This is a genomic window from Chryseobacterium tagetis, from assembly GCF_016735585.2.
Classification (GTDB): domain Bacteria; phylum Bacteroidota; class Bacteroidia; order Flavobacteriales; family Weeksellaceae; genus Chryseobacterium; species Chryseobacterium tagetis.
In genome coordinates this window covers 706,002-717,076 of the sequence record NZ_JAERSE020000003.1, presented here as the reverse complement: position 1 = coordinate 717,076, position 11,075 = coordinate 706,002, and the positions used below count along the sequence as shown (strand labels likewise).

At 35.4% G+C, this 11,075-nt stretch carries 8 protein-coding genes; 6 read left to right on the top strand and 2 right to left on the bottom strand.

Annotated features, from left to right (window positions below; translation table 11 throughout):
* The first annotated feature begins 19 nt into the window (after positions 1-19).
* The 4 genes from JI747_RS13305 (at position 20) to JI747_RS13290 (ending at position 3,494) form a co-directional block, all read left to right on the top strand.
* On the top strand, positions 20-448 hold the full coding sequence (locus JI747_RS13305; protein ID WP_225689382.1) for a hypothetical protein: 429 nt from the start codon (positions 20-22) through the stop codon (positions 446-448).
* Between the two features lie 2 nt (positions 449-450).
* A complete protein-coding gene (locus JI747_RS13300; protein ID WP_225689381.1) occupies positions 451-1,422 on the top strand; it encodes a hypothetical protein in 972 nt (323 codons plus the stop codon).
* A 763-nt stretch (positions 1,423-2,185) separates the two neighbouring features.
* Positions 2,186-2,905, top strand: a complete 720-nt coding sequence (locus JI747_RS13295) for an AAA family ATPase (protein WP_225689380.1) — start codon at positions 2,186-2,188, stop codon at positions 2,903-2,905.
* 37 nt (positions 2,906-2,942) lie between these two features.
* Positions 2,943-3,494, top strand: coding sequence for a GNAT family N-acetyltransferase (locus JI747_RS13290; protein ID WP_225689379.1), 552 nt, complete (start codon positions 2,943-2,945; stop codon positions 3,492-3,494).
* Positions 3,495-3,582: 88 nt separating this feature from the next.
* Here JI747_RS13290 and JI747_RS13285 read toward each other — a convergent pair whose 3' ends face one another.
* A complete protein-coding gene (locus JI747_RS13285) occupies positions 3,583-6,579 on the bottom strand; it encodes a LamG-like jellyroll fold domain-containing protein (RefSeq protein WP_225689378.1) in 2,997 nt (998 codons plus the stop codon).
* A gap of 288 nt (positions 6,580-6,867) precedes the next feature.
* On the opposite strand from JI747_RS13285, the gene JI747_RS13280 reads away from it, so the two are divergent.
* Together JI747_RS13280 and JI747_RS13275 are read left to right on the top strand one after the other, a co-directional pair.
* On the top strand, positions 6,868-7,353 hold the full coding sequence (locus JI747_RS13280) for a hypothetical protein (RefSeq protein WP_225689377.1): 486 nt from the start codon (positions 6,868-6,870) through the stop codon (positions 7,351-7,353).
* A gap of 162 nt (positions 7,354-7,515) precedes the next feature.
* The gene (locus tag JI747_RS13275; protein WP_225689376.1) at positions 7,516-8,055 is read left to right on the top strand and encodes a contractile injection system tape measure protein; all 540 of its coding nucleotides are present in this window, start codon (positions 7,516-7,518) and stop codon (positions 8,053-8,055) included.
* Positions 8,056-8,210: 155 nt separating this feature from the next.
* On the opposite strand, the gene gcvP is transcribed toward JI747_RS13275, so the two are convergent.
* Entirely contained in the window at positions 8,211-11,069 is a 2,859-nt protein-coding gene (gcvP, locus tag JI747_RS13270; RefSeq protein WP_225689375.1) for an aminomethyl-transferring glycine dehydrogenase, read from the bottom strand.
* Positions 11,070-11,075: the final 6 nt, after the last annotated feature.

Below are 11,075 nucleotides of genomic sequence, written 5' to 3'. Positions count from 1 at the left end.
TCTGTAAAATTTTAGAATTATGGAACTGACCGCTTTTCAGGAACTGACAGAAGAAATCGCCACAGAATGTTTTTATATGACCGATCGTGAACAGGAGGAAAAAGTAATACAGCTTATTGATCTGCATCATTTCATCGATTGTTACCATTCTCATTTTAAAATCATTGAATACATCAATCATCCTGTCAATATTATAGAGGAACACGGAATAAAAAAAGGAATTCTGTTTTATGACATCAAGCATCCTACTTCTTTTGATATTAACGTTTTCGAATCTTTTAAAAGACAAAATGATTTAAAAGAAATGTGGTTCGTCTTTGTAGAAGAAGATGCAGTGTGTCACTCTGAAAGGTATTTCAGGTTTATTACAGAAAACTGCATTGAGATTTTTTACGATAAAATTTTCCTTTTCAATTTTTTCCAATCTACCATTAAAGAACTTAAATAATTATGAAAATACTCAGAAAGGCAATTCTTCCATTCGCCATTCTTCCTTTTCAGCATCTCGTGTATGCTCAGAAGAAAGATAGCATTCCTATAAAAGTAAGAGCTTTTGTAGCAGATAAATTTCCACAGGCAAGAGATTTCAACGTAGAGTTTACGCAGAACACTCCTTATAAATTCTCTTCCGCTCTTCGTGGGAACGATTTACCGGAAAATAAAGTCAAAGACTTTCATCAGGTAAAAGCCAATGCCAATATATACCTTCTTAAAAGTAAAAACTGGTTGGTAAGCACTTCTTTGAACTATCGTTTTACTTCAATAAACACAGAGAATTCAGTTTCGGCTTATTCTCAGGAGAAAAACTTTCATTATCATTCAGAATCAATCAACGCCAGTTATTCTTCCAAATTGTTCAATAAAATAGCCATTTATTCTGCTTCGGTTTCAGTAGACGGGAGCGAACAACATTTTGAAAGAATAAGAGGAATGTTTACAGGAGCCATTCTTTTGAAAGCCAATCAAAAAACAAAAATGACAGTGGGAGTTGTTGCATTTATTGATCCCAGTTCGCAGATTCCCGCTTTTCCTCTTTTCACCTATGAACATAAATTCGACAACGGTTGGGTTGCAGACATTATTTTACCTAAAAAGATCCTTGTAAGGAAAAATGTCTTTTCTAACGGAAGAATTTCCTTCGGATCTGAGATGGATAACACTTCTTTCTATCATTATATATCAGGAAAAACCTATGAATACAGACAAGTGGAAATTAATTCAGGAGCCATTTATGAACATAATTTAGGCGGAAATTTTATAGGAACTTTAAAAACAGGAATCAGAGCAACTCCCAATGCTCGGGTTTTTGAAAAGCAGGAATCTTTTAAAGATTATATTTTTGAAGCCAAATACAAACCTTCTTTCTATTTCAATATCGGAGTTTCATATAATCCTTTTGGGAAACCCAGAACGAAACAATAAGCAAAACTGTTTCTACTCAAATAATATAACTTGTTGATATTTAATCTTGAGTCTACCTATTCCGGTAGGCTTTTTTTATTTTATTAAAATTTTATACTGCTGCATTTTTTTAAACTGAAAAAAGCAAAATCAATTCATCACCGAGTGATAAAAATTATTATTTCCTACATAATATTACCAACTGTTAATATTGTGAATCTCTAAACAACAAATATAGAAACATTAATAATTTCACATTTTTTTGAGAATAACACAATTAAAAACAATATTAAAAGTATAAAAAAAATATCATAAAGCCAATTCAAAAACCCTTAAAATAGACTGAAAATTAACATAAAACACTGATAAACATCATTATAATTTAATTTACATTCCCATAAAATTGCCGTAATATTGCAAATGTAAAATCGACAATAAAACGTCAAATAATTAAAAATAAAACAAATGGTAACTTACATCGGAATTGCAACATGTTTAATAGTATTCTCATCTTACTTCATGACTACTAGAAAAGAAGGGAATTAATTAAATCCTTTATAAGAATAAGTATCTTATAGAGCAGATTTACTAATTGTATTGTTATATGTTTTCAATCTGATAAAGATTGTTCGCTCTTTTACTCCATTGAGTAAAAGGGCAAAAAAAACATAATGTAAGAAAAATTCAACGCAACAAATTTTAATTTTTATAATAGCCGATAAGGTCGAACTTCATGTTCGGCTTTTTTGTTTTATAAGCTTTATCTTTGCATAAATCTTATAAAATGAACCTGTACAACCTTATTATTCAAGATAAAGAAGAAGTAACCCTGGACGATGTTTTTCTTGATTCTAAAAACAGGGAACAGATTGTACAGCTCATCAAAGAAAATACATATTCCAAAGAATTACAGGAGTACGGACTACCTGTGAACAACAAAGTTCTTCTGGAAGGGAATTCCGGATGCGGAAAAACCATGACAGCAAAAGCAATTGCCAATGCTTTGGGTAAAAGTATCATCATCCTTAATTTAAGCAATATCGTTTCTTCAAGAATTGGAGAAACCTCACAAAATATCAAAATGATCTTTGATAAAGCCGCCCGCGAAAGATCAGTCCTTTTTCTTGATGAGCTTGATCAGATAGGAAAAGCCAGAGGAAGCGATGATAAAGATGTCGGTGAAATGAGAAGACTGGTGAATACATTGATCCAGCTGATCGACTATTATCCTAAAAACGCGCTTTTATTGTGTGCAACCAACCATCCTGAAATCATTGATACTGCTTTAATCAGACGTTTTCAGCTGAAAATCAATTATACAATGCCCTCAAATGATTTTCTGGATCAGTTCTATGATCGTTTATTATCGAAATTTCCGGAAGATGTCAGAAGTCTTGAACGCAAATACGGAATTTCTTTTGCTGAAGCGAAAGATTATACTTTTACGGTGGTTAAAGGGAATTTGATTAGAAAGCTGGAAGGAAAGCATGAAATTAGCTCTTAATATTCTGTCATTCTCAAATAAAAACCAATCAAATTAAATGAAAGAGAATAAAGGCTACATCTTCACATCAGATCGGCTTGGATTTAGAAACTGGAGCTTGAGCGACATTGAGAAAATGCACGAAATAAATTCCGATCCAGAGGTTATGGAATTTTTTCCGAGCATCCCAACCAAAGAGCAGACAACTGAATTCATCAAAAGAATGACAAAGCAATTTGAAGATAAAGGTTTTTGTTATTTCGCTGTAGATAAATTAGAAAATAATGAATTTATAGGATTTATAGGATTTTCCGAACAAACTTACGAAGCTGATTTTACCCCTTGCATAGACATTGGGTGGAGAATAAAAAGCAGCGAATGGAATAAGGGTTTCGCCACAGAAGGTGCAAAAAAATGCCTTGATTATGCATTTGAAACTCTAAAACTAAAAGAAGTGTATTCAGTTGCCCCTAAAATTAATTTAAAGTCAGAGCACATTATGATCAAAATAGGAATGAAGAAGCAATATAAATTTGAGCACCCCCTTTTAAAAGATCATAATGAATTAGAGACCTGTATTTTATATAAATCAAGTAATTTTCAAGAGTAAATTTTACTTTAATAAAAAATCCCTCTCATTACTGAAAGGGATCATCGCAAAATTTGTATAAATATGAATAAAGTAACTTTTACTTATTTTACTTTGCCACCACTTTAAAATTGCTGTTCAGATTTGCTCCTGAGACATTCAATATATAATTTCCGGATGCTTTTATACTGGATATATTTAGAGTAAAGAGTCCTTCTTTATTGGATTTTATTTTTTCCTTTACAATCACTTTCCCCGTCATATCAATTAACGTAGCAGTAAGGTCTGATTTTTTATATTCAGGAAGGTTTATGAAAATCTGATCTTTTACAGGATTAGGATATATTGTTCCTACATTTTTGCTAATACTCAATTCACTGTTTCTCAACACATCCTGATTGTATAAAGCACCTATTTCAGATGAAGACAATGCATAGTTGTACATTTTAAGTTCATCAAATGCGCCTTTATAAGGAGCCGGAGCATTGGCGGTTGATAAAAATTCCAGCTCACCGATATTTCCGATGATAAAATCGCTTGTTTCACCGATACCTGTAACAGCTGTTTCATCACCTTCAGCTGATAAAACACCATTGGTATAAATTCTCATTTTATGGGCTGCAATATCTCTCATGATCACAACATGTACCCAGTTTCCTGTAAAATAATTGGCAATAGGTGATGTAATTTCTTTTTTCGTGATGTCATCATCTATCGCATATCGCAACTGACCTCCTTTTATCTCTACATTAAAACGTTTTCCTGTGGCGCCGGTTGTCGTATTTTTGGTAAATGAACCTTTACATAATACATAAAGACTTGTAGAAGACGACGACGGGATCATTGTTGTCGGAGCTTTCATCCAGAAAGAAACCGTAAAGGAATTCGTATTAAAGAAAATCTGATCCTGATGAGGAATACTGGCTATATAAATATTCGGTGCACTCGCAAGATCAAGAGCAAAATTTTCTTTTCCGGGTACTCTTACATTGCTATTATCATAGGCTACGTTTAATGTTCCATGATTTGCATAAGACGTTAAATCTGTAATTTGTTCACCAGACAAAGGTGCTTCTAAAAACGGCCAGTTCCCGACAAGACTCGGCGTTAAAGCACGGAAACTCCACACATCTCCCGTCACAGATCCAAGAGCATTGGAGGCATCTATTCTCCAATAATAATCTGTTCCTGTATTTAAATTGGTAACCTGATAGGAAGGTGTAGTATTATAAGCTACAGTACCGATATTACTTAAGTTTTGAGGGTTTGTTCCAAAATAAACAGAATAAGTTGTGGTGTTTGAGCTTCCATTCCATTTTAAAAGAAGATTACCACTGCTAAGTTCTACATAATTATTTCCATTCGTTGGAGTTGGAGTGGTCGGTTTTGTCGGTGCCGAAGGAACAGGCGGTGTCGTTACAGATGTATTTGAAGTATACACAGAAGATTCTGTCGCATTAATTGCCTTCACTCTGTAATAATACTGAGTATTGGGTGTTAAACCAGATTCATTATAACTTACCGTATTGGCGGGAAGTGTTGCAATTACTGTAAAATTAGTTCCGTCATTTGAACGTTCTAAAACATAATTGGTTTCATTAGTCGCATTATCATTCCAGTTTACCGTTAAAGAACTTGAAGCCGGACTTCCTGTCGTGACTGCATTGGTAAAGTTCAGATTGGTTGGCGGAATAATAAAGTCCGGCGCAGCTGTATTGGGTAAACCATTAATATACACCTCAATATTCAGATAAGGAGCATACGTTGTACTTACCGCCAAAGCATCGAAAACATTAGGATTTAATCCGTTTGCAATTTCCCATGCATCCGGCATTCCGTCATTATCGGTATCTAAAGGAGCCGGAGCACCATAAACATGTCCTGCTCCACCATTTGTAAAACCAAACTGAGTGGTTAAATCTGTTTGTACATATACATAAGTAGCAGTTGTCCCTTTAGACAACAGATCAGAAATCATCAACTGATCTACCTGATCACGTCTCGGATACGATGCTCCTCCTTTTGCAATAATGTTATTATATGCAGTCTGAGCCGTTACCGTTGTATTTTTCATCGGATAATCATACGCAGAAGACTGTATTGCTGTCACATCTCCTACCGGATACCCTGTCAAATCCTGAGGAACTAAAGCTCCGTCTAAAGCACCGTTTCTATTATTATCAAAATAATTTCCTGAGCCATATAAATTGAAATTGGCATTTCCTACACTGAATGGTGTGGTAACTGTAGTACTTGTATTCGGCCCTCCGATGAAATAATTATTGATAATATTGGCATAAGAAGGTCCCGCAGAATCTCCACCCATAATGTAAGCTTCACCAGATTGGGTGTGTCCGTAAGTATTTCCATAATTTCCCCAGTTGTAGACTACATTGTTGACAAATTCATTAATTCCTTTTATCTTATTATTTCGGGTCTTATTACAGATGTATAAATTTCCAATCAAACTTATCTTTCCTCCCGGTGGCGGCTGCATCAAACCTCCTGCAGAATGATTATGACGGTGCATTCCCTGTCCGATAATTGAATTCTGGATCGTTATATTATCCGGACTTGTTCCATTACCATCCCAGTTGACAGAAAATACCTCATCGGTTCCCCAGGTAAAAGTCATATGATCCAGAATGATATTGGCACCATTTGCAATTCCGGAGGCATCCTGATTTTGAGAGGTGCCTCCGTAACGAAGACGAAGAAACCGGGCAATGGTATTATTCGCTCCCGAAAAAGATACTCTCGGTCCTAAAAATACAATTCCCTCTCCGGGAGCCGTTTGTCCGGCAATTGTTGTATTAGCTGCAACAGCCACTATGGATTGTAAATTAACAATACCTCCTACTCTGAAAATAACGAATCGCCCGGGCTGGCTCACCGCATCACGAAATGAACCGGGACCGCTGTCATTTAAGTTCGTCACCAGATAAATTTGAGGGTTTGCAGCCCCTCTGGCTCCTGTAGTATATCTACCGAAACCTGTGGCTTCAGGAAATGCCAATGTCTGAGCATTGGATTCGATTGTGGACAATGTTAAACCACAAAAAAGCAAAGAAGCAAGCGTTTGCTTGAAGGGTAAGGATTTTTTCATAGAATTAATTTTGTGTTAACTAATCTAAACACAAACGTAAACACCGGCATCCTGCCCCATCCTGCTACTAACTAAATATCAACACATTACAAACAATTATATTAAAAAAATATGAAAACTCTGATATTAAGAATCTTTTACACATACAACAATCAATTTCAGGAAAATGTATTACAAATCATTTAATTTATATAAAAAACTTCTTTAAAACAAAGCAACCCTCTTATCAAATAAACTTTTCCATCAAGTGTTTTTTTGTTATTTTTACAGGATCTAAATAAGTCTTATATGAAAAAAATTTTATTTGCCGGAATCGCTGTTTTAGGGGGATTTTTAACCCTAAATGCGCAATGTAAAACCGTATCAACTCTTACCGAAAATTTTGACACCTGGAAAGATATTAACAAATGCTGGACAGCTCAACAGGGAAAAGCAATGCTGTATGCCAGTGATAAAAAAATTATATTTTATTCGATGAATAACCCCAGAGAAAATATGTATTTAGTAACCCCGAAAATCAAAGCGGGAAATTATACATTAACTCTTGATACTTCGGATAATGGTGGAGAAACTACTCTGGAACTGTTCACCATCAACAATACAGCTGATTCAAAATCATATGTTTCTATTGCCAAGCCTTCAAAAATAACAGGCGATAAAAAAACATTTACGGTCTCTTTAAAAAAGGATGCCAATTTAGGACTGAAAGTTGTACTGAACGGTGTTCATCAAGCAGTTTATGTTGATAATTTGTCTTTGAAGCCTAAAAAATAAGTTTTAGATAGTTTACATAGAATCCCTTTCATTGATGAGAGGGATTTTTTATATTCTGTTAGCTAGTCTTATTATCAATTAACAGCAATAAATATTTGGTTCAGATTGAATACATTTACATTAAAAAAGATCAATCATTAAATACTAATCACCACTGACAAAATGGAAATTACACAAAACCAAAAAACAAATTCAAATACAGGAATTATAGTCCGAAATGCAGGAATTGTAATTTTAAACAACTATTTCGTTATATTATTTGAACGCTTAGGACTATTACATGAAAAAAAATTCACTTCTCTGGAGAATCAATCAAAAGCTGCACAATTTCTACAATATTTAGTTACAGGATTAAGTAATACTGAAGAGATTGATCTGCCATTAAATAAAGTTCTTTGCGGCTTACCTCTTACCAGTACTATCCCAGACACAATTGATATAACAGCAGAAAACCAGGTACTAATAAATTCTTTACTACAAGCTGCGATTTCATACTGGAGCGTAATAGGAGACAGTTCTTTAGATGGATTTAGAGGCAACTGGCTTGTTCGGAATGGGATTCTGACAGAATCTGCAGACAAATGGGAACTTACGGTAGATAAGAGAGCTTATGATATTTTAATTAATAAATCTCCCTTCTCTTTTTCCATTATAAAATTCCCGTGGATGGAGAAGCCACTACATGTTACTTGGCCTTATTAAAAATAATGGGGATTAATTGAAGCAGGATTAATTATCTATAAAAACAAAAAACTTTTGTCTTAAAAAGAGATTGCTTTATCCCTTCATTCTTCGCAACAAAAAATAAAATCCCTCTCATCACTGAAAGGGATTTTTTTATATCTAAAAACTTTTAATTACATATAAGCTTCAATCGGCTCACAAGTACAAACCAAGTTTCTGTCTCCGTAAGCTTCATCAACTCTTGATACAGAAGCAAAGAATTTGTGATCTCTCACCCACTCCAATGGATAAGCAGCTTTTTCTCTGCTATATGGTTTATCCCAAGAATCAGAGATTACCACTTGCTCTGTGTGAGGTGCGTTTTTCAATACGTTATTTGCTGCATCAGCTTCACCGTTAGCAATCTCATCAATTTCTTGTTTGATAGCAATTAGAGCTTCTGCAAAACGGTCGATTTCTGATTTGCTTTCAGATTCAGTCGGTTCAATCATTAATGTTCCTGCAACCGGGAAAGAAACTGTAGGAGCGTGGAATCCGTAGTCCATCAATCTTTTTGCAACATCAGCAACTTCAATTCCTAACGATTTGAACTGTCTGAAATCTACGATACATTCGTGCGCTACTTTTCCGTTTTCGTTTGAATATAAAATCGGGAAATGCTCAGCTAAAATTTCTTTCAGATAATTAGCATTTAAAATTGCATGTTCAGTTGCTTTTTTCAATCCTGAAGTTCCTAACATTTTGATGTAAGCATAAGAAATATTCAAGATCAATCCAGAACCATAAGGTGCTGCAGAGATACCGTCGATCGCTTCTTTTGCTCCGATTCTGATGTTTGCGTTTGAAGGCAAGAAAGGAACCAAGTGTTTAGCTACACAGATTGGACCAACTCCAGGACCTCCACCTCCGTGAGGGATTGCGAAAGTTTTGTGAAGATTCAGGTGACAAACGTCTGCTCCGATGTTTCCAGGACTTGTATATCCTACCTGAGCGTTCATGTTGGCACCATCCATATATACTTGTCCTCCGTGTTGGTGGATTAAGTTTGTAATTTCAATAATGTTCGCATCAAAGAATCCGTAAGTTGACGGATACGTGATCATTACACAAGATAAGTTTGCAGAATGTTCTTCTGTTTTAGCTTTTAAATCTTCGAAGTCAATTTCTCCGTTTTCAAGATTTTTAACCACAACAATTTTCATTCCTGCCATTGCTGCAGAAGCAGGGTTTGTTCCGTGTGCAGACTGAGGAATCAATACTACATTTCTGTGACCTTCACCTCTTGAGATGTGATATTCTCTGATCACCATCAAACCTGCATATTCTCCCTGAGCTCCAGAGTTTGGCTGAAGAGAAGTTCCTGCGAAACCAGTGATTTCAGCTAAATCTTTTTCCAATTCAGTGATCATTTCTTGATAACCTCCTGCTTGATTTACCGGAACAAAAGGGTGAACTGCTCCCCAGTTTTCCCAAGAAAGTGGTAACATTTGAGTTGCTGCGTTCAGCTTCATCGTACAAGAACCTAGAGAAATCATTGAATGCGTTAATGATAAATCTTTTCTTTCCAGACGCTTGATGTAACGCATCAATTCTGTTTCCGTATGGTATTTGTTGAATACTTCTTCCGTAAGAATTTCGTCTTTTCTTAAATTCTCTTCAGGAATGCTGTATCCTTCTTTGATTTCTAATTTGAAAGTCTGCTTGTCTTTAAACTGAGCGAAAGAAGCCATCAGAACATTTAATTTTTCCAATGTTGTACTTTCATTGATTGCAATGCTTACAACGCCTTCTGTGAAGTAGTTTAAGTTCAATCTGTGATCAAGCATCATTCTCATCAATCTTCCTTTCTCATCTTCATTCATCGTGATTTTTACCGTATCAAAGATCGGCTCTTCTACGATTTCATATCCTAAAGCTTTCAAACCTCCTTTCAAAGCATTTGCTTTAAAGTGAATCTGATCAGCAATATAATTTAATCCTTTTGGACCATGATAAACAGCATACATTCCAGCCATTACTGCAAGTAAAACCTGAGCAGTACAGATGTTTGAAGTTGCTCTTTCTCTTTTGATATGCTGCTCTCTTGTCTGTAGAGCCATTCTCAATGCACGTCTTCCGTACATATCCTGAGAAACTCCGATAATTCTTCCAGGAATATCTCTCTTATATTCTTCTTTACAAGAGAAAAATGCTGCGTGAGGACCTCCGTAACCTAATGGAATACCAAATCTTTGGCTCGTTCCAACAGCACAATCAGCACCCATTGAAGCCGGAGATTTCAATTTAACCAAAGCCATAGGATCACAAGCTACAACCACCTGAAGATCTAATTTCTTATATTCAACGATATTTTCGGTATAGTCTAACACGATACCGTTTTTACCCGGATATTGTAAAAGAACTCCATAGTAAGAACCATCAAACTCATGAGTTTTGTGATCTCCTTCTACGATTTCGATAGCTAGTCCTTCAGCTTTTGTTTTTAAAACTGAAATTGTTTGTGGCAAAACAAGGTCAGAAACAAAGAATTTGTTTGCTCCTGCTTTCTTCTGATCTTTTGTTCTGTTATTGAAGAACATATGCATTGCTTCTGCAGCAGCCGTAGATTCATCTAATAATGAAGCGTTTGCCAAAGCAAAACCTGTAAGATCACACACAACAGTCTGGAAATTAAGAAGAGCTTCCAATCTTCCCTGTGCGATTTCCGCCTGATAAGGAGTATACGCTGTATACCAACTCGGATTCTCAAAAATATTTCTCTGAATTGCTGATGGCAACAATGTATTGTGATATCCAAAACCAATGTAGCTTGTATAATCAGTATTTTTCGCAGCCAATTCTTTTGAGTGAATCAGCATTTCGTATTCTGAAAGCGGTTCTGAGATTTCAAGATCTTTTTCTAAACGGATAGAAGAAGGGATGGTTTGAGAAATTAACTCTTCGATACTTGAAACGCCAACTTTTTCCAACATCGCCTGTTTATCGGCTTCATTCAGGGAAATGTGACGGCTCACAAACTGTTCTGTATTCATTTTTTA